This is a genomic window from Bradyrhizobium tropiciagri, from assembly GCF_018130545.1.
Lineage (GTDB): Bacteria > Pseudomonadota > Alphaproteobacteria > Rhizobiales > Xanthobacteraceae > Bradyrhizobium > Bradyrhizobium tropiciagri_A.
Genome location: NZ_JAFCKF010000004.1, coordinates 404,022 through 428,970, shown reverse-complemented (window position 1 = coordinate 428,970; position 24,949 = coordinate 404,022). Strand labels below are relative to the sequence as shown.

The window sequence follows — 24,949 nt, the reverse complement described above, 5'->3', positions numbered from 1 at the left end:
CCCCAGCCCAATCATCGCTTCTCTGGTTTGGCTGGCGTGCGCTCCACGGAGCGGCTTGCTGGCTACGTTGCGATGCAAGCGACAGGCTCGCATCGTGTGATGATTGGTTACGGGCCGGCAACAAAGCGGTCAAGAATGCGGCGCCGCTGTTTACATCGATTGTAAAGTGCGACCGTTGGAATGCGCCTTCGCCCGCTTATACAAGCAAGCAGCATTTGAAGATTTTGAAGGCGCAGTACCACGAGAATGTCGGCAACCTCCGGAGACAAGTTCGGCGCCGCCGAACAGGCGTCTGACACAGCCAAAACCCTCATCATGCGCGGGAATCGCCTCGACAGCCGCGAACTGTTCGCGACCGAACGCGAGATCATCATCGTGCATGGCGAGGAGCATTACCGGTTGCGGCTGACCTCGCAGAACAAGCTGATCCTCACCAAGTGACGGCCCCGATGACAATTTGTCGCACGCTCGCTGTGTTCGCGCTCTCCTGTCTGCTGCCATCAGGCGCAGCGACCGCCGAAGGCATCACCGTGCATAACGCCCGCGACCGCGACGTCGTGATCAGCGATCCCTCGCGGATCGTCTCGATCGGCGGCGCGATCACCGAGATCCTCTACGCGCTTGGCTTCGAGGACCGCATCGCCGGCGTCGATGCGACCAGCCTCTATCCGCCGGCAGCGCTGCGCGACAAGCCCGACGTCGGCTACATGCGCCAGTTGTCGCCGGAGGGCGTGCTCGGGCTGCACCCGTCGCTGGTGCTCGCGGTGGAGGGCTCCGGGCCGAAGGAGACGATGGACGTGCTGGAAGCGGCGAAGGTGCCACTGGTGCTGGTGCCGGAGAATTTCTCTGAAGCCGGGCTGATCGAGAAAATCAAACTCGTCGGCCACGCCATGGGTGCCGATCCGCGCGCCGCCTGCCTCTCGACAGCGGTGGAAAGCGATCTCGCACAACTGCGCACGTTGCGCGCCAAGGTGACAAAGCCGGTGCGCGTGATGTTCGTGATGTCGCTCTTGAACGGCCGGGCGCTGGCCGCGGGCCACAAGACCGCCGCGGACGAGATCATCCAACTCGCCGGCGGCGTCAACGCGGTCGACGGTTACGACGGCTACAAGCCGGTAAACGACGAAGCCATCGTGGCGGCGAAACCGGATGTCGTGCTGTCGATCGACCGCGGCAAGGACTCGCTGACATCGGATGCCGTGTTCGCGCATCCAGCCTTCGCCCTGACGCCGGTCGCGGCCAACAAGGCCTTCATCGCGATGGAAGGGCTTTACCTGCTCGGCTTCGGACCGCGCACCGCCGCGGCGGCTCGCGACCTCTCGGTCAAGCTCTATCCGGCGCTGGCGGCTGAGGCCGACAAGTTCAAGCCATCGGCGCTGACCACGAACTGCCGGCAATGAGCGTGCTCGCCGAGCGTCGCGCGGGTGCGAAACAGCGGCGCGCCGCAATGTCGCTGCGGCCGGCCGCGACACTCACACTGCTCTGCCTGTTTGCCGTACTCGCCGGAACGGCACTGCTCGCCCTGACGGTCGGGGCCGCCGGCATTCCGATGGCGCGGCTGCCGGCCGCGCTCGGGTTATGGGCCGACGGCACGACCAACCCGCTGCTCGCGCGCGACCAGCTCGTGGTGTGGTCGATCCGTATCCCCAGGATCGCGGCGGCCGCGATGGTCGGCGGCCTCCTTGCCATGTCGGGCACGATCATGCAGGGCCTGTTCCGCAATCCCCTCGCAGACCCGGCGCTGGTCGGCGTCTCCTCCGGCGGCGCGTTCGCCGCGGCGGCCGCGATCGTGTTCACCGACAGTCATCTCGGCGAAAGCCTGCGCTTTCTGCAACACCAATTGCTGCCGATTGCGGCCTTTGCCGGCTCGCTGATCACGACCATCGTGCTTTATGGCATCGCCAGCCGCGGCGGCCGGACATCGATTGCGATCTTCCTGCTCGCCGGACTCGCGATTGCCGCGATCGCCAATGCCGGCATCGGCCTTTTGGTGTTCGTCGCCGACGACCGCCAGCTCCGCGACATCACCTTCTGGATGCTGGGTTCGCTGAGCGGCGCGGCCTGGACCAAGCTCACGGCGCTGGCGCCGGTGCTGGCTGTTGCTGTCGTCGCCTGCCTCTGGATCGCGCGCGGGCTCGACGTGCTGGTGCTCGGCGAGGCCGAGGCGTTCCACAGCGGTGTCGACGTCGAACGGCTGAAGCGAAGCGCGATCGTGCTGGTGTCGGCGATGACCGGCGTCGCGGTCTCGGTCTGCGGCGTGGTCGGCTTCGTCGGCATCGTGGTGCCGCATCTGCTACGTCTGGTGATCGGGCCCGCGCACCGGCTCCTGTTACCGGCCTCCACACTGCTGGGTGCGGTCCTCTTGGTCGGCGCCGACACGGTGGCGCGCACCATCGTGGCGCCAGCGGAAATGCCGATCGGCATCCTGACCGCGGCGATCGGCGCGCCGTTCTTCCTCGCCATGCTGCTGCGTCAACGCGGGCTGGTGTCGTTATGACCGCCCTGCTCGAGGCGCAGTTGGTATCGATGACGGTCGGCGGCACACCCCTGGTCGACGCGGTGTCGCTACAGATCAATGCTGGCGAGATGGTCGCGATCGTGGGGCCGAACGGCGCCGGCAAATCGACGTTACTACGGATGCTGTCCGGTGATCTCCGCCCGTCGCGCGGAACGATTCGGCTCAGGCAGCGCGAGCTCAACGCCTACCGTCCGCGTGAGCTGGCGCAGCATCGCGCGATGCTGGCGCAGCACGTCAACGTCAGCTTCCCATTCACCGTGGAAGAAATCGTCAGCATGGGCGCTGGTGAGAGCCCGCGCGCCGTCACGCGCGCGCTGGTCACGGCGGCGCTGGACGAGGTCGGGCTTTCGCATTTCCGTCTCCGACAATTGCCGACGCTGTCCGGCGGCGAGCAGCAGCGCGCGCATTTCGCCCGTGTGCTGGTGCAGCTTGCCTGTGGCGAGGCGCTGCACGGGCCGGGGCTGCTGCTGCTTGATGAGCCGACCTCGAGCCTCGATCTGCGGCATCAGATCGACCTGGTCGAGACCGCGCGACGGCGCGCCGCGCGCGGCACCGCCGTGATCGCAATCCTGCACGACCTCAACCTCGCGATGCGGTTCGCGGACCGCATCCTGCTGCTGCATCGGGGAAGGCTCGCTGTCGACGGCGACCGTGTCGCCGCGATGCAGGCCGACACGCTGAAGCGGATATTCGAGATCGACGTTGCGATCGACTACACCGGAGACGGCGTGCCGTTCCTGCTACCCCAAACGATGCGCTCCGCAAGCCAAGCGACGTAACGCCGCAAGCCTTATCCCGCTGCAATGCGCGTCATTCACAAAACTGTCAGCCGGCTGTAACAGGCGCCTCGGAGAACACCGCATCGTTTATCCCGTCGTATCCTTCCTTGGGAGATCAACCATGCGCCTGTCCTTGCTCTGCTCCGTCGCCTCGCTCCTGCTCGCCACATCGGTGTTCGCGCAGAGCGAAGGCGAATATCCGGCGACGCTGACAGGGCATGTGGTGATGCCGGCGGAGAGCTTCATCGACGCGCCCGCCGACGCGCCGAACGACCTGAAAACCTCCGGCAAGTACACCACCGGCAAGCGCGTCGATGCGATCGGCACCGTGATGGGCAAGTCCTACGAGCGGCCGACCGGCGTGTCGCTGCCGTTCAAGGGCCAGCCGTTGCAGGGCCATTCCGGCATCAAGGCGATGCCGGACGGCTCGTTCTGGGTGATCACCGACAACGGCATGGGCTCGCGCTACAACTCGGCGGACTCGATGCTGTATCTGAACCGCTACAAGATGGATTGGGCCGGCGGCAAGATCGAGCGCCAGGAGACCGTGTTCCTGCACGATCCCGACAAGAAGGTGCCGTTCCGCATCGTGCATGAGGACACCGCCAAGCGCTACCTCACCGGTGCCGACTTCGACACCGAGGGCTTCCAGATCATCAACGACACCTTCTGGATCGGCGACGAGTTCGGGCCCTATATCCTCAAGGCCGACAAGACCGGCAAGATCCTCGCGGTGTTCGAGACGGTCGCGGACGGCAAGCCGGTGCGCTCGCCGGATCACTGGGCGGTGCAGTCGCCCGGTGCGCCCGGCGCCACCTACACCAACGTCAATCTGCGCCGTTCCAAGGGCTATGAGGGCTTCGCTTCCTCCAAGGACGGCAAATTCCTCTACGGCCTGCTTGAAGGACCGCTGTGGGATGCCGACAAGAAGGACTGGGAGAAGGTCGACGGCAAGGAAGCCTCGCGGATCCTGGAATTCGACGTCGCCGCGGAGAAGTTCACCGGCCGCTACTGGCAGTATGTGTTCGAGCAGAACGGCAATGCGATCGGCGACTTCAACATGATCGATCCGACCCAGGGCCTCGTGATCGAGCGCGACAATGGCGAAGGCACCGCCGACAAGGCCTGCCCGCAAGGTCAGCGCGGCGAGACCTGTTTCCCCGACCTTGCCAAGTTCAAGCGCATCTACAAGATCGAACTATCCGACGCCAATGTCGGCAAGCCGGTGCGCAAGATCGCCTATATCGACCTCTTGAAGATCCGCGATCCGAACAAGAAGGCCCGCAAGCCGCTCAATGACGGCGTCTACACCTTCCCGTTCTTCACCATCGAGAACGTCGACCGCGTCGACGAGACCCACATCATCGTCGGCAACGACAACAACCTGCCGTTCTCCTCGAGCCGCGATCCGAACAAGGCCGATGACGACGAGTTCGTGCTGCTTGAAGTGGGTGACTTCCTGAAGGCGAAATGAGCGGTTGCTTGCCCCCAAAACAACAGTGTCGTCGCCCGGCTGGACCGGGCGATCCAGTATTCCAGAGGCGTTCGAGTTCATCGGATAGGCCGCGGCGTACTGGATGCCCCGCTCAAGGCGGGGCATGACAGTGAGTATGCGGTGACCTAGGCGGCCGTCAGGCCTCACCCATTCCCAACGGTTGTCCTACAATTGCACTTCTAGCAACACGCTAGATAATGATAGCCTCGACCGATACTTGAATCGCTTCGGGGCAAATCATGAGCGAGAAATCCACGCTAACCTATATTGAGGGCCTGATCGCCGCGGGCTTCATTGCGTACCTGGCCTGGGACCAAAGCTGGGGCCTGCCCCCGCCATGCATCGCCTTGATGCTCGGCGTGATCGTTTACTTTGCTTATCTGTGCCTGATGCGATGGCTGGTGCGGCTTCATCAGAACACCTATCAGATCGTGGCGACAATCCTCGCCCTTGCGTGGGCCGTGTTGGCCTACTTCGCGACGGGCGCGCTGCAGGCGGGATTCGCCAACCAGATACCCGGTACGCTGCTGATGCATCTGTGGCCCTGGATTGCGGCGATCGCCGCGTTCCTTGGAGCGCTCGCCAGCAAGGTGCGCTTCATGGACGATGCCCGCGACTATGTCCTCGGCCGCCGCGCGCATTGGGACGATCAGCAATGGCTGGAGGAGAACGCCGGCTTCTAGCCGGCGTCGGCCGGCAAGCGTCACTCCTTCTTGGTCCGGTAATCCCCGAACGTCGTGTCGCGCTGGTCGAGCTGCGCCTTCACGCTGCCGCCGTCGCGGCGGAAACCTGCCATGTAGGCCTTGCTCGCCTCGGTCGTGAAGGCCAGCGCCTGGATCTCGGTGCCGGCGCGCATCGCGGCGCGGGCGCCCATGATCTCCATCGCGCGATGCACACTGCGCTTGTTGAGCTGCTGCAGCTCGACCGGCACCTTTGCCGCGCGCTCGGCGAAATCGAGTGTCTTCGCCTCGAGCTCGGCCAGCGGGAACGAGCGGGTCGCGTAGCCCCATTCGGCAGCCTCGCGGCCGGACATCGCATCGCCCGTCAGCATCAATTCCATGGCCCGGCGCATGCCGACCAGCCAGGGGTGATACTGCATGTCGGGCGGGCTCATCAGCCGCACCGGCGGATAGCCGATCTGGGCATCGTCGGCGACATAGACCACGTCGCAGGCGGTCGCCAACTCGGTGCCGCCGGCGAGACAATAGCCGTGCACCTGTGCGATGACAGGCTTTGCGAGATCCCAGATCGAGAACCAGCCCTCGACGACGTGGCGCGACCATTGGCCGGGGCCTGATGCCGAATGATAGGGCTGGTCGACGCGGTTGTCGGCGGAGAGATCGTAGCCCGCCGAGAAGCACGGCCCCGCGCCGCGGAGGATCGAGATCGAAATCCCGGGGTCGCGATCGGCCTGCTCCAGCACCTCGAAAATCTCGCCGCGCAGGCGATTGTTCAGCGCATTGCGCTTTTCGGGGCGGTTCAGCGTGATGCGGCGCACGCGCGGTCGCGGATCATCGACGATGATGTGCTGGTAGCTCATGGGTCCTCCCGATCTCAGGCTTTGTTGCCTTTGGCAAAGTGATGCCCGAGATCGGAAGGGATGTCATCGGTCGTAAATGCAGGTCACCCCGCCGGCACCATCACGACGCCCTTGTCCTTCGGCCAGCGCATCCGCCAGGCGAAGTTGATTTCACGGACCTCACCGGCCTTGGCCTCGAACGCCCATTCCAGCACGCCGCGCTTATCGCGCAGATTGGTGGTCGTCGCAGCCGTCGACGACGGCAACATCTCGACCACGATATCGTCGTTCTCGCTGACCGGGAGCTGGTCCTGGATCGCGACCTTGATCGGGAAGTCGTGGCCGTTGCGCACCGTGGTCTTGAACGCGCGCTCGTCGGTTTTCGACGTGGTCACGATCAGGCCGGCGGAACCCTCGTTGCGTTTCACCACCGTGCGCTCGATCTTGACCTTGTCGTCGGCGCCGAAGCCGAGCCGCACGGTCTCGTCCTTGGCGGCGGTCGCCATCCGGCTGCGGCCGACAAAGATGCTGTCGCGATAGATCGAGACCTGCCCCGGCAGCAACGGCGCATCGTCGGCCTGCACGAAGCTCGCCTCCAGGAACGCAGTCGGATCCAGCACAGGCACGGCGCGCACCGCGAGATCGGGAGTAATCGTCGCCGTCGAGATACGCAGGCTCTTTGCGCCCTCATTGGCGCCAACGCTGACATGGCCGGGGATCCTGAAGCTGGCCTGGAAGGCACTGGCTTGGGCGGCCGCTTCTCGCTCGACGGCGATGTCTGTAAAAGTGCCGCCGCCAAGGCGAAATTCCTGGACCGCGTCGGCCGGCGCCGCCGGCGCAGGCGCATAGGCATCGCGGGATTTCATGGCGCGCTCCGCCGCCTGCGACACTGCCATCGGCCGCGGCGGCTGCGGATATTGCACGATCAGCGAGCGGAGGTCAGGTGCGTTGCCGCCGCGCGCGACACGCACGGTGGAGACCTCGAGCGCGACATTCGACCAATCCTCCCCGGTCGACTGGGTGATCTCGGCGCGGCGCACCAGTTCGATCGCAGGCTTGCGGTCCTTGGCACCGGTGTCGAGCCGGGCGTCATAGATCGGCGTCCAGCGGGCACTGGGGACCGCGTAGGTGACCCGCAAGGTCGCTTTGGTCGCCGCCTGCGAGGCCACATCGATCCGCACCTCGATCTTGCTCGGCGGCTTGCTCGTGCGATCGGCTGCGAGCTGCGCAAGGTCGCGGTCGATCACGCGGATCTTGCGCTCGGCGTCACGGATCGCGCTGTCGGCGGTTGCGACCTCGTCGGCCACCGCCGAGAACGCCGCGCGCCATTCGCTGAGCGGACGCGCCTCGCCCTTCTCGCCGAGGCCCGCGGGCGACGCTTCGGCAAAGCGCTCGGCGAATTTGCGCCGCGCCTCGGCCGCGCTGATCAGTCCCTGCAAATCGGCACGCTGATCGTTGAGTGCCTCGATGCGCTTGTCGATCTCGGAAAGATTTGGCGGCAGCGAGGGCTGCGGCAACTTGGTATCGATGGCGCCGATCGTGAGCTTCGCTCCGCCCTCGCCCTCGACCCGCAGCGAGGACGGATCGAGCCCCATCGGGAAGTCCTTCGCGACCAGCGTGTTGTCACCGGCAGGTAAATCCAGGGTGATGACGCGGGTGACGCTCGCGCCATCGGGATAGACGGTCACGGCACCGACCTGCGAGGCCGCATCGAGATTGGCCGCATGCAGCGGCCCGGCAACCAGCGCCCCCGCCAGCACCAGGCTGGTGGTGACCAGATAATTCGCAATCCTTGACATGACATCCCTCCGGAAAAACGCCGCATCGCGCGCGAGATGAACGGCGCGCCGAACTCGTTGGCGCGCGGTTTCTCGTGGTGAGACGCAGCGAGGAAGGGACTGGTTCGATTGAGGTTTCGCTGCGGCGCGACCATGGCGCCGCCGCGGCTGCCGGATGGCGCGGCGATGTCTTTCGGGCGTTAGCGACCTGTCCGGCGCCGGATGAACAGGTAATTCGGCACGAAGCCGGCAATGGTGATCGCGATCATGATCCACCAGCCGCGTTGAAACGCCACGATCCTGTCGGCCATCGTGGCCGGTGTTGCCAGGATCGCGACAAAGATCGCGACGCCGATCGCAAGAGCCGCCTGCCGGATCATGTTGATGACGCCGGAGCCGGTTGCAAACGAGGATGGCGGCAGCGAGCCGGCGCCGACGCCCATCAAGGTCGGAAAGGTCAGCCCGACGCCGATACCCGTGAGCATCATACCGAGCACAAAGGCAGGCATGTCGGGCTCTGCCCCAAGCAGCGTTGCCCAGATCATGAGGCCGCCCGCGAACGACATGATGCCGGCGGACACCACGGCGGCCGCACCAAATCGCGCGATCAGGCGACCGGCAAACAACAGCGAGGTGAACGGGACAAGCAGCGGGCCCGGAGCGATCGCGAGGCCGGTCTTCAGCGCCGACCACCCCCACACGGTTTGCTCCCACAGCGCCACCGACAGCAGCATCGCGCCGAAAGCCGCCGAATAAGGCGCCATGACCAGCGTCGCCCCGGTAAACGGCCTGACAGCGAACAGTGCGGGATCGACGAAGGGGTTCTGCGATCGGAGGCAGTGCCATGTGAAGGCGGCGAGCGAGAGGCCGGCGACGGCAAAGCCGAGCGCGACACCGCGCGAACCCCATCCCCAGTCATTCGCCTTCACGATGGCGAATGTCAGCGCGCCGATGCCGCAAGTCACCAGCAGCGCCGCCCACCAGCTCGGACGCGGCACGTCATGGCCGGGCACTTCGGGCAGTTTAAGCCAGCCGACGATCAGCGCGACGACGCCGATCGGGACATTGACGATAAAGATCCAGCGCCAGTCGAAGGTGACCAGCACGCCACCCGCCAGCGGCCCGAGCGCTGCGGCAAGGCCGCCGATCGCCGTCCAGGTGCGCACCGCGCCCGCGCGCTGCTCGGGCGGGAACGACGCCAGCAGCAGGCCGATCGAGGTCGGCGTCATCAATGCGGCGCCAGCGGCCTGCGCCACGCGGGAGAGCACCAGGAGCTCGACACTGGGTGCCAGGGCACACGCCGCCGACGCGACCGTGAACAGCGCCACGCCAAGCAGGAAGCTCAGATTGCGGCTGTGGCGTTCGGCGAGCCGGCCGAAGAACACCAGCAGCGCCGCATAGACGATCGCATAGCCATTGAGGATCCAGGACAAATCCTCCAGCGAGGCGCCGCGGAATTCCTGCGCGATATTCGGCAGGCCGACATTGACGATGAACAGGTCGAGATTTGCCAGGCAGATCCCGACCGACACGATCGCCAGTACCTGGCGCGGGGTTGCCGTTGCCGTGCGGGACCGTGGCCGCGCATCAATCCCGACCGCCAGCCCGATGGTCTCCGCCTCGATCTCCGACATTTCACCCTCCAGATATGTGCATATGCATCTATTGCTATTAGGTGCATATGCAAGTATATGTCAAGACCATTGGAGGCAGCGATGGCGAAGATGGAAACCAGCCGGTGCAATCTCACGGCGTTGCGCAAGGCGACGCGGCGGGTGTCGCAGCTCTACGATCAGGTTCTCGCAACGTCGGGGCTGCGCGGCACGCAACGGGCCATCCTGGCCTACATCAAGCGGTCGGGCTCACCGACGATGGGGGAGCTTGCGGCAGCCCTGGTGCTTGACCGCACGGCGCTCAACCACAACCTGAAGCCGCTCGAGCGCGACGGCTTGCTGACCATCACCGTCGACAGCAACGACCGCCGCAGCCGGCTGGTTCGGTTGACCAAGCGCGGCGAAGCCAAGCTGGCGGAGTCGCAGACCGCCTGGCTTGAGGCGCAGGACCGCTTCGAGACGGCATTTGGCGCCAAGCAGGCCGCGGATCTCAGGCGGACGCTCGAGCTGGTTGCCGCGCTCGAATTCGGCGAACGCGCGGCGGACTTGCCGGCGTCTTGATCGACCTCAAACGAAAAACGGCCCGGCGTTGCCGCCGGACCGCTCGTTCTCACGCAATCAGTATCGATCGCGCTTAGCTGTAGATCTCGAACAGACCCGCGCCGCCCTGACCGCCGCCGATGCACATGGTCACGACGCCCCACTTGGCCTTGCGGCGACGACCTTCCTGCAGCAGGTGGCCGGTGAGCCGGGCGCCCGTCATGCCGAACGGATGGCCGATCGCGATCGAGCCGCCATTGACGTTGTACTTCTCGGGATCGATGCCGAGCTGGTCACGCGAATAGAGGCACTGGCTGGCGAAGGCCTCGTTGAGCTCCCAGAGATCGATGTCGTCGACCTTCAGGCCGTGGCGCTTCAGGAGCTTCGGCACGGCAAACACCGGACCGATGCCCATCTCGTCGGGCTCGCAGCCGGCCGAGGCCCAAGCGACGAAGCGGCCGAGCGGGTTGAGGCCGCGCTTCTCGGCGTCCTTGGCTTCCATCAGCACCACCGCGGCGGCGCCGTCGGAGAGCTGGCTGGCATTGCCGGCGGTGACGAACTTGCCCGGGCCCTTGACCGGCTCGAGCTTGGCAAGGCCCTCCAGCGTGGTCTCGGGGCGATTGCACTCGTCGCGGTCGACCACGTAGTCGACGATCGACTCGGCCTTGGTCGCCTTGTCGACCACCTTCATCCTGGTCTTCATCGGGACGATTTCGTCCTTGAACTTGTTGGCCTGCTGGGCGGCCGCCATGCGGCGCTGCGACTCCAGTGAATACTCATCCTGGTATTCGCGGCTGAGCTTGTAGCGCTCGGCGACGATGTCGGCGGTGTCGATCATCGCCATGAAGATGTCGGGCGCGGTCTTCAGCAGATCCGGGTCAATCGATTCCTTCGGCGAGCCGCCGCCGGGAATCGAGATGCTCTCGACGCCGCCGGCGACGATGCAATCGGAGCCGTCCGAACGAATGGAGTTGGCGGCCATCGCGATGGTCTGCAGGCCCGACGAGCAGAACCGGTTCACCGAGACGCCGGCAGTCGACTTCGGCAGGCCGGCGAGCAGCGCCGCCTGGCGGCCGATGTTCGGCGCGCCATGCGCGCAATTGCCGAGATAGCAATCCTCGACATAATCCTTGTCGACGCCGGCGCGCTCGACCGCGTGCTTGATGGCGTGCCCGGCCAGCGACATCGGTGGAGTGATGTTGAATCCGCCACGGCCGGACTTCGCCAGGCCGGTGCGCGCGTAGGAAACGATTACGGCTTCACGCATTGTTTTCTCCCTCTGAGATGATGGTCATTGTGGCGCGTCGTGGCCCGTTCGTACACATTTTTCGGCAGGCGCAACAGCAATACCGGACGTCCCGGAACGACAAACGCCGCCTCCAGGGCCGGAGACGGCGTCATGTTCCGCAGATCGGAATTTGGACGTGCTTGAGCGGTATCTTCGTTCGTCACGCCCGGACGCTCCCGGGCGATAACAGGACCGTTCGAACAGCGTTTAAAACGTCAGCACTTTCAGAACGTCAGTGCCTCAGAATGTCAGAGCCTTCGCCTGCTTCACCTGCGGCAGCGCCTGCACCTTGTTGAGCAAGTCCGCCGGCACAGCACCGTCGACCTCGACCAGCGCAATGGCGTCGCCGCCCTGCTTGACGCGGCCGAGATGGAAGGTCGCGATATTGATTTTCGCATCACCCAAGAGGCTCGCGAACGCGCCGATGAAGCCCGGCTTGTCCTCGTTGGTCACGTAGATCATCGACTTGCCGAACTCGGCGTCGACGCGGATGCCCTTGATGTCGACGAGCCGCGGCTTGCCGTCGGCGTAGACGGTGCCGGACACCGAACGCTCCTGGCGCTCGGTGGTGACGGTGACCGTGATCAGGCTTTCATAGTCGCTCTGCGCGGCGCGGACGACCTCGTCCACCACCATGCCGCGCTCCTTGGCGACAACCGGCGCCGAGACCACGTTGACCTCGCCCAGCATCGGCCGCAGCAGGCCGGACAACACCGCCGAAGTGATCGCCTTGATCTTCATCTCGGCGACATGGCCCTCATAGGTGATCTCCGTCTTGAGGATGCCGCTCTCGGTGAGCTGGCCGGCGAACGAGCCAAGCTTCTCGGCGAGCTCGATGAACGGCCGCAGCTTCGGCGCCTCTTCGGCGGTGATCGAGGGGAAGTTGACCGCGTTGGAGATTGCGCCCGACAGGAGATAGTCCGACATCTGCTCGGCGACCTGCAGCGCGACGTTCTCCTGCGCCTCGGTGGTGGAGGCACCGAGATGCGGGGTGCAGATCACGTTGGGATGGCCGAACAGCACATTGGTCGTCGCCGGCTCCTCGACGAACACGTCGAAGGCGGCGCCCGCGACATGCTTGGAATTCAGCGCATCGACCAGCGCCTGCTCGTCGACCAGGCCGCCGCGGGCGCAGTTGATGATGCGCACACCCTTCTTCATCTTGGCGATCGCGGCCGCGTCGATGACGTTGCGGGTCTTGTCGGTCAGCGGCGTGTGCAGCGTGATGAAATCGGCGCGCTTGAGCAGATCGTCGAGCTCGACCTTCTCGACGCCGATGTCCTTGGCGCGCTCCGGCGACAGGAACGGATCGAACGCGATCACCTTCATGCGCAGGCCGAGCGCGCGGTCGGCGACGATCGTGCCGATATTGCCGCAGCCGATCACACCCAGCGTCTTGGCGGTGATCTCGACGCCCATGAAGCGGTTCTTCTCCCACTTGCCGGCCTGGGTCGAGGCGTCGGCCTGCGGGATCTCGCGCGCCAGCGCCAGCATCAGCGTGATGGCGTGCTCGGCAGTCGTGATCGAATTGCCGAACGGCGTGTTCATCACGATGATGCCCTTGGCGGTCGCGGCCGGAATCTCGACATTGTCGACGCCGATGCCGGCGCGGCCGATCACCTTGAGCCTGGTCGCCTTCTCGATGATCTTGGCGGTCGCCTTGGTGGCCGAGCGGATCGCAAGGCCATCATAATTGCCGATGATCTCGGCGAGCTTGTCCTTGTCCTTGCCGAGGTTGGGCTGGAAGTCGACCTCGACGCCGCGATCCTTGAAGATCTGCACGGCGGCGGGCGACAGCGCGTCGGAAATCAGAACTTTGGGCTTGGTCATGTGACTGTTCCTCTGCCCTGCGGCGGGCGGGTCTCTTGGACCGATGTGGTGAAGTCTCTGATCACTTCTCCCTCGCCCCGTACTTGCGGGGAGAGGGTTGGGGTGAGGGGCAGCCACAGGCGAGGAACAAGCCGAAAGGGCCCCTCACCCGGATTGCTGCGCAATCCGACCTCTCCCCGTAGGAACGGGGAGAGGTGACAAGAGAAAAACTTACGCGGCCTTGGGCAGCGCAGCCTTGGTCTCCGCAAAGGCCCAGTCGATCCACTGCGTCAGCAGCTCGACGTCCTTTGCCTCGACGGTGGCGCCGCACCAGATCCGCAGGCCCGCCGGCGCATCGCGGTAATACGCGAAGTCGAAGCCGGCATTCTCCTTCTCCACCAGCGCGACCAGCTTCTTGCAGAAGTCGGCCTGCGCGTCAGCGGGGAGCGAGGTGATCGCGGGATCGGTGAACTTCAGGCACACCGAGGTGTTGGAGCGGATCGCGGCATCCTTGGCCAGGAAGTCGATCCAGGGCGTCTTCGCCTTCCAGTCGGCGATCGCCTTGGTGTTGGCGTCGGCGCGCGCGATCAGGGCCTTCAGGCCGCCGATCGACTTCGCCCAGTTCAGTGCATCGAGATAATCCTCGACGCACAGCATCGACGGCGTGTTGATGGTCTCGCCTTCGAAGATGCCCTGATTGAGCTTGCCGCCCTTGGTGAGACGGAAGATCTTCGGCAACGGCCAGGCCGGCTTGTAGGTCTCGAGCCGTTCCACCGCGCGCGGCGACAGGATCAGCATGCCGTGCGCGGCTTCACCGCCGAGCGCCTTCTGCCAGGAGAAGGTGACGACGTCGAGCTTGGCGAAATCGAGCGGCTGCGCGAAGGCGGCGGAGGTCGCGTCGCAGATCGTGAGGCCTTCGCGATCCGCGCTGATCCAATCGGCGTTCGGCACGCGCACGCCCGAGGTGGTGCCGTTCCAGGTGAAGACGATATCCGACTTCGGATCGACCTTGGAAAGATCGGGGATTTCACCGTAAGCCGCGTTCAGCTTGGTGACGTCCTTCAGCTTCAATTCCTTGACGATGTCGCTGACCCAGCCTTCGCCGAAGGATTCCCAGGCGATAGTGGTGACGGGCCGCGCACCGAGCAGCGACCACAGCGCCATCTCGACCGCGCCGGTGTCCGACGCCGGCACGATGCCGATCTTGTAGTCGGCAGGCACTTCAAGTACCTCGCGCGTCAGTTCGATCGCGAGCTTGAGCTTGACCTTGCCGACCTTCGCACGATGCGAGCGGCCGAGGGCTGCGTCCTTGAGATTGTTGGGGTTCCAGCCGGGGCGCTTTGCGCAGGGGCCGGAGGAGAAATGCGGCACGTTAGGCCGCGAAGCGGGCTTCGCTGCAGTCATAGTCTACCCTTCCAGATAGCTGCCTCTCGGTGGGGAGAGGTATCCCGCCGTCGGAGGTAGTGGAAAGGTACCCAAACGTCAAGGAAGTTCGGACTTTTCCGGAACAATCGCGAGATCACGGCTGATTGATGGGGAGTCCTCGACCTGCTGCACCATCTCCTGATCGAGCAAATCTGCCGCCAGAGTCATGATCTTAACTGCCTTGCGCCGGCTCGATATTCTCAAAATGCTCTTATCGCCGGCCTGCACGATGTACTCGTTGCCGACCCGCACGATCGAATATTCCGACATTCCAATCCCCAGTTGCCCGTCGCCCCGTGGGAGACGTCCGACATACCGGACTCGTTCCGCCCCGTAAAATCACGGAGGCCGGATTAGTTTATTGGCTGTTAACCGGATCGCGCAGCAACGGCTACCGCAGGCATTGCCTTGTGTGCGGCACAACTTCGCGCGAGCGTCAAAAGCGAAGCGTCATGCCGACATGGCTGCGCGCGAATCCAAGCCGCTCATAGAAGCGCTGCGCATCGACGCGCGTGTGATGCGTCAAGAGCTCGACGAGCATGCAGCCTCGCGTACGCGCTTCGCCGACCGCCCATTGCACCAGCAACTCGCCGATGCCGCGGCTGCGGCAATGCGTTGCGACGCGGACGTCTTCAAGCAGACCGCGCGAAGAGCCCTGCGAGCTGATGCCCGGCAGCACCGCGAGTTGCAGGCAGCCGACGACGGCGCCCTCCCCGTCGACGGCGACGACCAGCTGCAAATTGGGATCGCGCTCGACCCGCGCGAAGCCGTCGTAATAGCTTTGCGGCAGCGGATCCTCGATCCGCTCGCGCGCGCTGCCGAGCGGATCGTCGGCCAGCATGGCGACGATGGCGGCGACGTCCTCGCGGCGCGCGGGGCGGATCGTGATCGACGAGGTTTCGCTCATGGCAGCATTCACCTGAGGTCAGCGGACCGGCGGCAGCGCGAGCACCTGCTCGGCGGCCGCGATCCAGCGGCGGATCATGGGATAGCCTTCGAGCGCAAGGCCGCCGTCCTCCGCCATGCGCGTATAGGCAAGCAGCGACACATCGGCGAGCGAGAACTGGTCTCCGACCAGGAATTGCGCACCCGCAAGATGCCGCTCCAGATGATCGAGCGCCCCATAGCCGCGCTTGATGAGATTCGGATCGATCTCCGAGACGGGCTTGCCGAGATAGACGGCCTGAAAGCGGCAGACGGCGACATAGGGCTCGTGGCTGTTCTGCTCCCAGAACATCCAGGCATCCATCTGCGCCGCACGATAGGGATCGCCGGGAATCAGATCGCTGCCGCGCGCGAGATAGCGGATGATGGCGTTGGACTGCGCCAGCGTGCGGCCGTCATCCAGCTCCACCGTCGGCACCTGGCCCCAGCCGTTCAGCTTGAGGAAATCCGCGGTCCGGCTGCCCCCCTTCATGGTGTCGATCTCGACCCATGTGTATGGCAGCGACAGCCGGTCGCACACCCATTTCACCTTCAGGCAATTGCCTGAATTGGCGTCGCCGTAGATTTTCATATGAGGTCGCTCCGCTTGCGGAGCGATATCGGACCAGTCACGCCATACGCTGTCAAGCTGCGCGGCTTTGCCTCAGAACTTGTAACCGAGACCCGCGCGCACGGTGTTGATGCTGGTATCGACGGTGGACGTGAAGCGGACGTATTCCCACTCCGCACGCATGAACAGCCCGCCCGTGATGTTGACGTCGAAGCCGAGACCGCCGGTATAGCCAAACACCAGATGATTGTGCAGAACGTCAGACGCGGTCAGTGGTGCGAGTTGCGTGAATGGCCCCAATTGACTGTTGCTGACCGCGTCATTGACCGTCACGGTGCGCGAGATGTCGGCATTGCCGAACGCGACGCCTCCGAAGATGTAGGGCAGGAAGCATCCCCAGGCATACGCGGCACGGCCGCGGATCGTCGCCATGTCGTTGATTCGGATCGCCGCCGACGAATCAACTCGCACGTCATGGAAATTGCCGTCGGTCAGCGCATTGCCGCTCACCAGCTCCTTGCTCGCGAGGGAGGCGCCGCCGAACTTTCCGTGCATGTAGCTCGCGTCAATGCCGACGACGACGTCGTCGTATTGCCAGTTGTAACCGGCGAAGGCGCCCCAGGCCGAGGAACGCTGGGATGCCTTGCCGAGACCGAGATTCCAGTTCGAGACGTCCATCTGCTGGATGACATTATGATCCAGCAATCCAGCGAGCAGGTTGGCGTTCGTGCCGCTGAAATTCTCATCGGACGAACCGTAGCCACCCTGGCCTCCGATGTAGAAGCCACGCCAGTTGACGGGGGCGCTGGGCGCGTCGCTGAAGCCGCCGCGCAGAATCGGGAGGTCGGGCATGTCGGCCGCATGTGCGCCGGTCACCGCCCCGAACATCATCGCCGCCAGCAAGAACCTACGCATCGCAACGCTCCAATTTACTCACCGAATGCGCGTTGATCATCGCCTGTTAACCTTAACCAATCGTTGTCGCCGGCTGATTTCGAGCACGCAAGTTGCAGAACTGCGCGACGCGAGGCGCAAAGCAAAACGGCGCGGGATGATCCCGCGCCGTTGCAATCGTTAACCGTGGAGGGTCGAAATTAACTCTATCAGCCCTTGCGGATCAGCGGGGGCGGCGGCGGCGGAGGCAGCACGTCGCAGCAGGGCAGAGCGAAGCGCACGCCGAGCTTCACATCCTGCGAGGTCATGTCGCGATACTGGAAGGTCGAGGGACCGGCCGGTGTGCCATCGAAGAAGTGACCCTGGCCGTGGCCGGCGGTGCCCATGTCGAGGTAGCGATAGGCCAGTTCGACCGTGAAGTTGTTGGTGACCTTGTAGGCGACACCGGCATGCAGCGCCCAGGCGAAGTTGGTCTTGGTCGCACCGTCGGCGATGTAGGAGCTGGTCAGACCGGACCCGCTCGGGAAGGTGGCAATGTCCGAGAAGGCCGAGGTCTTGATGACAGCGGCACCGACACCGGCACCGATGAACGGGGTCAAGCAGCCCCAGGTGCCGAGATCGGCGTAGATGTTCGCGAGGCCGACCCAGCTCTGCACGCCGCCATGATAAGTGTCGCCGAGCGAGCTCGGCCCGGGGAACGTGAAGAAATCGGTGCCGTTGAAGCTCACCTTCGAACGATACTCACCGGTGATGTCAGCGCGGAACCAGCTGTTGAACTGATAGCCGACGCCGACGCCGAACAGCATGCCGCTGTCGAAGCCGGTGCCAAACTGGCTGAACGCGGTACCGGCCGGCAGCGTGTCGTAAGCGTTGCTGTGCAGCTTGGCCTGCGTGTTGGTCATGCCGATGTCGCCGCGCAGATACCAGCCGCCGAAATCCTGGACCGGCGGAGGAGCATACGCCATCGGAGGCGGCGGCATGATGGGCATGTCGGCGGCGAACGCCGCCGCCGAGGACAGCAGGGATGCCGCTCCTGCGGCAATCAGGGTCTTTACGCTACGCATTGGCTTCGTCCTTTTGGGCCAAGTGAGGCGACACGAAAGCCCCACGTCTGAAACTCACGGGCGGACGATGGCAGCAAATGTTTAAGCGGCACTTAACCCTAATTTTTAAGGTTGATTTTCTCTCACCTATTCCCGCGGCTGTTGCTTATGGGTCCATAACTACGCGCGCGTGCCGGTGAAAGATGGCGATCTCGCCACAAGTGCTAATGAAGCGTTGACGCAAGCGCACGGTTTGCGGCGCACGCAAGCGGGGTTCGTTAGCGAATGCTTAATGCGGGCGAAGCGTACGCGCCCTCACCGCCGAGAAGCTCAGCGAACCGCCTTCGGCATCTTCGGCAGGAACACCGCGAGCAGTCCGATCGCCGGCAGGAATGCGCACAGCTGATAGACGAAGGCGATCGAGGTGTGGTCGGCGAGCTTGCCGAGCACGGCAGCGCCGAGGCCGCCGATCCCGAACGCGACGCCGAAGAACACGCCGGAGATCATGCCGAAACGATGCGGCATCAATTCCTGCGCGAACACGATGATCGCCGACGTCGCCGACGAGATGATCAGGCCGATCACAACCGTCAGCACGGCGCTTGCGAACAGGCCGGCATAGGGCAGTGCCAGGGTGAACGGCAACGCGCCGAGGATCGAGAACCAGATCACGTATTTGCGGCCGAAGCGGTCCCCGAGCGGCCCGCCGATGAACGCGCCCGCGGCGTTGGCGGCAAGGAAAATGAAGAGATAGAGCTGCGCGGCCTGCGTCGAGACGCCGAACCGGTCGATCAGATAGAAGATGTAGTAGCTCGACAGGCTCGAGACGTAGAGCTGCTTGGAGAACAGCAGCGCGACCAGCACGAGGAGCGCGGTCATCACGCGCCGCTGATCCGGATGATCGGGATGCCGCTCGATGATGGCCGCCTGCTTGCCCGATATCTGCGGCTTGTACCAGACGCCGATGCGCCACAGGATCACGATGGCGAGGAACGCGATCGAGGAGAACCAGGCGATCGAGGGCTGACCGAACGGCACCACGATCAACGCGGCGAGCACCGGCCCCATCGAGGTGCCGAAACTTCCGCCGAGCTGGAACACCGATTGCGCGAAGCCGTAGCGTCCGCCGGACGCCAGCCGCGCGATGCGCGAGGATTCCGGATGGAACACCGCGGAGCCGAGACCGACCAGCGACGCCGCGATCAGGATGATTCCGTAAGAGTGCGCGACGCTGAGCAAGAGTAGCCCGAAGAACGTGAAGCCCATGCCGATCGACAGCGAGAACGGCTGCGCCTTCTTGTCGGTGAAATGCCCGACCAGCGGCTGCAGCAGCGAAGCCGTGAATTGAAACGCCAGCGTGATCATGCCGATCTGCGCGAAGTCGAGCGCGTAATTGTCCTTCAGGATCGGATAGACCGAGGCGATCAGCGACTGCATCGTGTCGTTGAGGAAGTGCGAGAAGCTGATGCCGGCAAGCACGACATAGGCCGGCCCCGCCGCGGCCGCCGCTTTCGCGGCCTGCGCAGAGGTCAGCTCGGCGACCTGCACCGGCTCGCCCAGTGCCTCTTCGCTCACGACAGGCTTGTTCAATGCAGCATTCCCGGACAGATTCGCCAAAATACCTCCGTGTCGTACGACGCGGAGGTAGCCGGGACCAGTTGCGCTAGCCGATGGCAGCGATGCGCCGTGTGGTTGCTGCCGTGGGCGAGAACTCCATCACCGTCACCCTGAGGTGCGAGCGGAGCGAGCCTCGAAGGGCGACGGCCACCAGCCGGGCCGTTCATCCTTCGAGGCTCGCAAGAGCTCGCACCTCCAGCGACAAAGGCAAAGCCTTTGCGCGGGGATGACGGGTCCGGCAGGCTCGTTCTGTAAATCAAGCCGCGGCGGCGTGGCCGAGGGCGCTGACGATGTTGTCGACGACCTCTTCCACCAGGATGCGGTCGTCGCCCTCGCCCATAACCCGGATCACCGGCTCGGTGCCGGAGGGACGGATCAACAGACGGCCATGGCCGTTGAGGCGGTTCTCGCCGTCGGTGATCGCCGACTTGACCTCGGCGTCGTCGAGCGGCTTGCCGCTGCGATAGCGCACGTTCTTCAGGATTTGCGGCAAGGGTTCGAAACGCCGGCAGATCTCCGACACCGGGCGGCGCAGCTTCTGCACCACGGCAAGCACCTGCAACGCCGCGACGAAGCCGTCGCCGGTGGTCGAATAGTCCGACATGATGATGTGACCCGACGGCTCGCCGCCGAGATTGTAGCCGCCGCTCAGCATCTGCTCGAGCACATAGCGGTCGCCGACCGGCGTGCGGACCATCGAAAGCCCGAGGCCCTGCAGGAAGCGCTCGAGCCCGAGATTGGACATCACTGTCGTAACGATGCCGGGCTTGGCCAGGCGCCCTTCTTCCTTCCAGCTCTGCGCGATCACCGCGAGCAGCTGGTCGCCGTCGACGATGTGGCCGCGCTCGTCGACCAGGATAACGCGATCGGCGTCGCCATCGAGCGCGATGCCGATATCGGCGCGCATCTCGCGCACCTTCCGCGACAGCGCTTCCGGCGAGGTCGAGCCGCACTCCTTGTTGATGTTGAAGCCGTCGGGGTCGACCCCGATCGGCACCACGTCGGCACCGAGCTCCCACAGCGCTTCCGGCACCACCTTGTAGGCGGCGCCATTGGCGCAATCGACCACGACCCGCAGGCCGTCGAGCGAAAGGTCGCGCGGCAGCGTGCGCTTGGCGAATTCGATGTAGCGGTCATGGACGCCGTCGATACGGCGGGCGCGGCCGAGGCTCGCGCTCTGCGCCAGACGGCGGTCGAGCGATTCGTCGAGCAGCTGCTCGATCTGCTTCTCGACGTCGTCGGAGAGCTTGAAGCCCTGCGGGCCGAACAGCTTGATGCCGTTGTCTTCGAAGAGATTATGCGACGCCGAGATCATCACGCCGAGATCGGCGCGCATCGACTTGGTCAGCATCGCGATCGCAGGCGTCGGCATCGGGCCGACCAGCAGCACGTCCATGCCGACCGAGGTGAAACCCGCGACCATGGCGTATTCGATCATATAGCCGGACAGCCGCGTGTCCTTGCCGATCACGACGCGATGGCGATGGTCGCCACGCTGAAACACCAACCCTGCGGCCTGCCCCACCTTGAGCGCGAGCTCCGGCGTGATCAGCCCATTGGCGCGGCCCCGAATTCCATCGGTCCCGAAATATTTGCGGCTCATGATACCCCCAACACGGACCTCTCGAACCACCCGGCGAGAGAGTCCCGAACGCCTACCAGTGTAGCGTGCATCGGCCTTATAGACTGCCAGGCGCTAAAATGACTTCAAAAAATATGATGAATCATTACCGCGGCCGAACCACCTCTTTCGACCTTAAGGCGCTGAAAATATAACATTATTTCTCTTCCCGCAATCCCCGGGAAGGCGCGCTGCCCCCTACCCTTTGCCGTCGCGTTTGACGTGCCGGTCGCCCTTGGTAGGGGCCGGCTGGGTGACATTGACGGGGTCGGAACCGGGAAACGTCTCCTCGAGCCCCTCTTCCAGGGCCTCGTCGAGCCGGCGCTTTTCAGCGTCGTCGTCTGCCTTCGGCTTGGTGCCTGATTGCGTCATCGCACTCTCCCATCCGTCTTCGATTTGGCGGGCCACCCAACCATGTTAGATGACGCCGAGACCGAACAGCTGCAAGACTAACTACCAAGACCCGTTACATAGAACTTGCGACATAGAAGAAGGGCCGGGAACGTCCATGAAGCACATTACCTGCATCGAAGACCTGCGCCAGCTGCACAAGCGCCGGGTGCCGAAGGCGTTTTTCGACTATGCGGATCGCGGCTCCTACACCGAGGATACGCTGCGCGCCAACTCCGAGGACCTCCAGCAGATCAAGTTCCGCCAGCGCATCCTGGTCGACGTCTCCAAGCGTACCCTCGCGACCACCATCCTCGGCGAGCCCTCGGCGATGCCGCTGATCCTGGCGCCGGTCGGCCTGCTCGGCATGCAGCATGGCGACGGCGAGATCTACGCCTGCCGCGCCGCGCAGGCGGCCGGCATTCCCTTCACCCAGAGCACGATGTCGATCTGCTCGATCGAGGACATCGCGGCCGCCGTCGACAAGCCGTTCTGGTTCCAGCTCTACGTCATGAAGGACCGTGGCTTCATCAAATCGCTGATCGAGCGGGCGATCGCAGCCAAGTGCTCGGCACTGGTGTTGACCGTCGATTTGCAGGTGATCGGCCAGCGCCACCAGGACATCAAGAACGGCATGACGGTGCCGCCGGAATGGTCGCTGTCGAAGCTGATCGACTTCGCGACCAAGCCGGCCTGGGTGTCGGGCGTGCTGCAAGGCAAGCGCCGCACCTTCGGCAACATCGCCGGTCACGTCAAAGGCATGGACGACATCGTCAAGCTGTCGGAATGGACCGCCTCGCAGTTCGACACCACACTGAACTGGAAGGACATCGACTGGATCCGCTCGATCTGGCCGGGCAAGCTGATCCTGAAAGGCATCCTCGACGTCGAGGATGCCGAGCTCGCCGCCAAGAGCGGCGCGCAGGCGATCGTGGTCTCCAACCATGGCGGCCGTCAGCTCGACGGCGCGCCGTCGTCGATCGAGGTGCTGCCGGAGATCGCCGACGCGGTCGGCTCGCAGATGGAGATCATGTTCGACGGTGGCATCCGCACCGGCATGGACATCATGCGCGCGCTCGCGCTCGGCGCGAAGTCCTGCATGATCGGCCGCGCCTATGCTTACGGCCTCGGCGCCGGCGGCCAGGCCGGCGTCGCCAAGGCGCTCGACATCCTCGGCAAGGAGCTCACCACCACGATGGGGTTGTGCGGCGTCAACACCATCGCCGAGATCGACGACAAGGTGCTGGCGGTTTGATCTGAAGGCTACATAATCTTCGTCGTCCCGGGCAAGCGAAGCGGACCCGGGACCCATAACCACCGATGGTGATCGCTTCGCAACGCTGCGGCCACAGCGCGCTTCAACAACTCAACCCTGTGGTTATCGGTCCCGGCTCTCGCCGGGACGACGCGTTGAGAGGGTTGCGCAGGACCTCACATCGGCGGCGCGATCCCGTCGCGTCCGACATTGACGCGGTTCGCTTCCAGCGTGCCGTCGTCCTTCTTCACCGCGCCGAAGATGATGATCTTGGCGCCCGGCTTCAACTCGGATTTCTCGCCGGAGACGAAGGTGACGACCGGGGTGTCCGGCGGCACCACGACTTTCTTCTCGCCGTCCTTGTATTTCACCGTGATGTTCTGGCCGTCAGTGCCCTTCACGGTCTCGGCGACCGTGGCATTGGTCATGGTCGAGTTGGCGCGCAGGTCCCACGGGCGGAAGCCTTCGGCCGCGCCGCGCTGGTTTTCCGGAAAGATGTGAACCGCGATCGCCTTCTGCGTTCCGTCGGGCTCGGGCATCGCGGTGACGCCGATATAGGAACCGGGCTTGATCTCCGACAGATCGGTCTTGGTGACGCCGAACACCGCGACGTTGTCCGTGGTCCGCACCTTCATGTCGGCACCGTCGCGCGACTTGATCGACAGCATCGCGCCGTCGACGGCCTCGATGGTGCCGCGGATGCGCACCGTCGGCGGCTGCTGTGCCGATGCGGCGGAAGCAAAGGCAACGACAAGCAATGCGGCGAGTGGCAGCGATTTCGGCATGATGTTCCTCATGAGTTTGGCTGGCGGAGTCAGGAACACCGGGGAGTTGGTGGTATTCCGTGCAAGCCACAACTCCTTTCGGGAGCAACGGCTCACGGGACAACTACGCACCGGATGATGGGCTGTTACTGCGGTAACGGACAGGTGATGCTGCGCTCTCTTCCCTTCTCCCCTTGTGGGAGAAGGTGGCCATAGGCGGCCCAAGAGGCCGCCGTTCTTGAGGGACGCCGATGCTGCGCATCGGCTATGCGCAGTCCGCGACGGATGAGGGGTCTCTATCCGCGAAGACAGACCCCTCACCCCGCTTCGCTGCGCGAAGCGACCCTCTCCCACACGCAAGTCGGGCTTGCCCGACTTGCGCAACATCATCATGCGCAACCGGGATAAATCCCGGTTGCGTGGGAGAGGGGGAAAGACGTCACATCGGCGGCGTGAGGCCGTCGCGGCCGACGCTGACGCGGTCAGTTTCCAGCGAGCCGTCGGGCAATTTCTTCATAAAGGCGATGATCTTGGCGCCAGCCTTCAGGTCGGCCTTGTCGCCGGGAACATAGGTTACGACAGGCGTGTCGGGTGAAACCTGCACCGTCTTCTCGCCGTCCTTGTATTTGACCTGCAAGGTCTTGCCGTCATTGCTGACCACGGATTGCGCGACGGTTGCATTGGTCATGCTGCTGTTCGGCTTCAGATCGTAGGGCCGCGAACCCTCGCCGGTGCCGCGCATGTTCTCCGGGAAGACATGCACCTCGACCGCCTTCGGCGTGCCGTCGGGGCCGGGCACCGTGGTCGCGCCGATGAAGGAACCGACCTTGATGTCGGACAGGGCGATCTTGGTGAGACCGAGCACCACCATGTTGCCTGCCATATGCAGCTTGACGTCCTCACCGCTGCGCGACTTCACCGCCAGCGTATCGCCGTCGACACTTTCGACGGTTCCACGCACCCGGGTCGGCGTCGGCGGCTGCTGCGCGAGCGCGTAGAGCGTGGATGCCGTCATCATCGCAAGCGCAATGAACGGACGAACGAGATGGGAACGGCGGGCAGGCATGGTTGATCTCCGGGAGGGAACGCGGGGGGACTAACACGAG

At 64.4% G+C, this 24,949-nt stretch carries 25 protein-coding genes; 8 read left to right on the top strand and 17 right to left on the bottom strand.

The genetic code is table 11. The features are described from left to right. Positions 1 to 246: 246 nt before the first annotated feature. From hemP to JQ616_RS19635, 6 genes are all read left to right on the top strand, one after another. Positions 247 to 441 carry a hemin uptake protein HemP gene (gene hemP, locus JQ616_RS19660; protein ID WP_212017055.1) on the top strand — a complete coding sequence of 65 codons (195 nt, stop codon included), beginning with the start codon at positions 247 to 249 and terminating at the stop codon, positions 439 to 441. Between the two features lie 8 nt (positions 442 to 449). Beyond that, the gene (locus tag JQ616_RS19655; RefSeq protein WP_212017053.1) at positions 450 to 1,400 is read left to right on the top strand and encodes a heme/hemin ABC transporter substrate-binding protein; all 951 of its coding nucleotides are present in this window, start codon (positions 450 to 452) and stop codon (positions 1,398 to 1,400) included. Then, complete coding sequence (locus JQ616_RS19650) at positions 1,397 to 2,497, top strand: FecCD family ABC transporter permease (RefSeq protein ID WP_212017051.1); 1,101 nt, start codon at positions 1,397 to 1,399, stop codon at positions 2,495 to 2,497. Before JQ616_RS19655 ends, JQ616_RS19650 begins: the two co-directional genes overlap by 4 nt. Then, the gene (locus JQ616_RS19645; RefSeq protein WP_212017049.1) at positions 2,494 to 3,297 is read left to right on the top strand and encodes a heme ABC transporter ATP-binding protein; all 804 of its coding nucleotides are present in this window, start codon (positions 2,494 to 2,496) and stop codon (positions 3,295 to 3,297) included. The genes JQ616_RS19650 and JQ616_RS19645 overlap by 4 nt, the downstream gene beginning before the upstream one ends. A gap of 121 nt (positions 3,298 to 3,418) precedes the next feature. Further along, positions 3,419 to 4,771, top strand: a complete 1,353-nt coding sequence (locus JQ616_RS19640; protein ID WP_212017047.1) for an esterase-like activity of phytase family protein — start codon at positions 3,419 to 3,421, stop codon at positions 4,769 to 4,771. A 260-nt stretch (positions 4,772 to 5,031) separates the two neighbouring features. After that, the gene (locus JQ616_RS19635) at positions 5,032 to 5,475 is read left to right on the top strand and encodes a hypothetical protein (RefSeq protein ID WP_212017045.1); all 444 of its coding nucleotides are present in this window, start codon (positions 5,032 to 5,034) and stop codon (positions 5,473 to 5,475) included. Between the two features lie 20 nt (positions 5,476 to 5,495). On the opposite strand, the gene JQ616_RS19630 is transcribed toward JQ616_RS19635, so the two are convergent. The 3 genes from JQ616_RS19630 to JQ616_RS19620 all read right to left on the bottom strand — a co-directional run bounded on the left by JQ616_RS19630 (position 5,496) and on the right by JQ616_RS19620 (position 9,723). Continuing rightward, on the bottom strand, positions 5,496 to 6,332 hold the full coding sequence (locus tag JQ616_RS19630; protein WP_212017043.1) for an enoyl-CoA hydratase-related protein: 837 nt from the start codon (positions 6,330 to 6,332) through the stop codon (positions 5,496 to 5,498). 83 nt (positions 6,333 to 6,415) lie between these two features. Next, positions 6,416 to 8,110, bottom strand: a complete 1,695-nt coding sequence (locus tag JQ616_RS19625) for a mucoidy inhibitor MuiA family protein (RefSeq protein WP_212017042.1) — start codon at positions 8,108 to 8,110, stop codon at positions 6,416 to 6,418. Between the two features lie 179 nt (positions 8,111 to 8,289). Beyond that, on the bottom strand, positions 8,290 to 9,723 hold the full coding sequence (locus JQ616_RS19620; RefSeq protein WP_212017040.1) for an MFS transporter: 1,434 nt from the start codon (positions 9,721 to 9,723) through the stop codon (positions 8,290 to 8,292). 81 nt (positions 9,724 to 9,804) lie between these two features. Here JQ616_RS19620 and JQ616_RS19615 point away from each other — a divergent pair, with 81 nt between their 5' ends. Next, positions 9,805 to 10,263: a MarR family winged helix-turn-helix transcriptional regulator gene (locus JQ616_RS19615; protein WP_249137007.1), complete on the top strand. Its 459-nt coding sequence runs from the start codon at positions 9,805 to 9,807 to the stop codon at positions 10,261 to 10,263. A 73-nt stretch (positions 10,264 to 10,336) separates the two neighbouring features. Here the strand turns inward: JQ616_RS19615 and JQ616_RS19610 are convergent, their stop codons facing one another. The 12 genes from JQ616_RS19610 to JQ616_RS19555 all read right to left on the bottom strand — a co-directional run bounded on the left by JQ616_RS19610 (position 10,337) and on the right by JQ616_RS19555 (position 21,806). Further along, a complete protein-coding gene (locus tag JQ616_RS19610) occupies positions 10,337 to 11,509 on the bottom strand; it encodes a thiolase family protein (RefSeq protein WP_212017038.1) in 1,173 nt (390 codons plus the stop codon). Then, the gene (locus JQ616_RS19605; protein WP_212017036.1) at positions 11,494 to 11,694 is read right to left on the bottom strand and encodes a hypothetical protein; all 201 of its coding nucleotides are present in this window, start codon (positions 11,692 to 11,694) and stop codon (positions 11,494 to 11,496) included. Before JQ616_RS19605 ends, JQ616_RS19610 begins: the two co-directional genes overlap by 16 nt. A 76-nt stretch (positions 11,695 to 11,770) precedes the next feature. Continuing rightward, on the bottom strand, positions 11,771 to 13,360 hold the full coding sequence (gene serA / locus JQ616_RS19600; RefSeq protein WP_212017035.1) for a phosphoglycerate dehydrogenase: 1,590 nt from the start codon (positions 13,358 to 13,360) through the stop codon (positions 11,771 to 11,773). A 210-nt stretch (positions 13,361 to 13,570) separates the two neighbouring features. Then, positions 13,571 to 14,743 carry a phosphoserine transaminase gene (locus JQ616_RS19595; RefSeq protein WP_212017033.1) on the bottom strand — a complete coding sequence of 391 codons (1,173 nt, stop codon included), beginning with the start codon at positions 14,741 to 14,743 and terminating at the stop codon, positions 13,571 to 13,573. Positions 14,744 to 14,821: 78 nt separating this feature from the next. Continuing rightward, the gene (locus tag JQ616_RS19590) at positions 14,822 to 15,034 is read right to left on the bottom strand and encodes a hypothetical protein (RefSeq protein ID WP_212017031.1); all 213 of its coding nucleotides are present in this window, start codon (positions 15,032 to 15,034) and stop codon (positions 14,822 to 14,824) included. A 166-nt stretch (positions 15,035 to 15,200) separates the two neighbouring features. Then, on the bottom strand, positions 15,201 to 15,671 hold the full coding sequence (locus tag JQ616_RS19585) for a GNAT family N-acetyltransferase (RefSeq protein ID WP_212017029.1): 471 nt from the start codon (positions 15,669 to 15,671) through the stop codon (positions 15,201 to 15,203). A gap of 18 nt (positions 15,672 to 15,689) precedes the next feature. Continuing rightward, a complete protein-coding gene (locus JQ616_RS19580; RefSeq protein WP_212017028.1) occupies positions 15,690 to 16,280 on the bottom strand; it encodes a glutathione S-transferase family protein in 591 nt (196 codons plus the stop codon). Between the two features lie 72 nt (positions 16,281 to 16,352). After that, positions 16,353 to 17,174: an outer membrane protein gene (locus tag JQ616_RS19575; protein WP_212017026.1), complete on the bottom strand. Its 822-nt coding sequence runs from the start codon at positions 17,172 to 17,174 to the stop codon at positions 16,353 to 16,355. Between the two features lie 188 nt (positions 17,175 to 17,362). Next, positions 17,363 to 18,217: an outer membrane protein gene (locus JQ616_RS19570; RefSeq protein ID WP_212017024.1), complete on the bottom strand. Its 855-nt coding sequence runs from the start codon at positions 18,215 to 18,217 to the stop codon at positions 17,363 to 17,365. Between the two features lie 309 nt (positions 18,218 to 18,526). After that, the gene (locus JQ616_RS19565) at positions 18,527 to 19,786 is read right to left on the bottom strand and encodes an MFS transporter (protein WP_212017022.1); all 1,260 of its coding nucleotides are present in this window, start codon (positions 19,784 to 19,786) and stop codon (positions 18,527 to 18,529) included. Between the two features lie 283 nt (positions 19,787 to 20,069). Next, entirely contained in the window at positions 20,070 to 21,416 is a 1,347-nt protein-coding gene (gene glmM, locus JQ616_RS19560) for a phosphoglucosamine mutase (RefSeq protein ID WP_212017020.1), read from the bottom strand. Positions 21,417 to 21,632: 216 nt separating this feature from the next. Next, the gene (locus tag JQ616_RS19555) at positions 21,633 to 21,806 is read right to left on the bottom strand and encodes a hypothetical protein (protein WP_212017018.1); all 174 of its coding nucleotides are present in this window, start codon (positions 21,804 to 21,806) and stop codon (positions 21,633 to 21,635) included. Positions 21,807 to 21,942: 136 nt separating this feature from the next. Between JQ616_RS19555 and JQ616_RS19550 the strand changes: the two genes are divergently transcribed. Beyond that, positions 21,943 to 23,079, top strand: coding sequence for an alpha-hydroxy acid oxidase (locus JQ616_RS19550; protein ID WP_212017016.1), 1,137 nt, complete (start codon positions 21,943 to 21,945; stop codon positions 23,077 to 23,079). 176 nt (positions 23,080 to 23,255) lie between these two features. Here the strand turns inward: JQ616_RS19550 and JQ616_RS19545 are convergent, their stop codons facing one another. Then, positions 23,256 to 23,864, bottom strand: coding sequence for a hypothetical protein (locus tag JQ616_RS19545; protein WP_212017014.1), 609 nt, complete (start codon positions 23,862 to 23,864; stop codon positions 23,256 to 23,258). 418 nt (positions 23,865 to 24,282) lie between these two features. After that, positions 24,283 to 24,861 (bottom strand): hypothetical protein, encoded by a 579-nt coding sequence (locus JQ616_RS19540; protein WP_433995987.1) that lies wholly within the window; start codon positions 24,859 to 24,861, stop codon positions 24,283 to 24,285. Positions 24,862 to 24,949 lie beyond the last annotated feature (88 nt).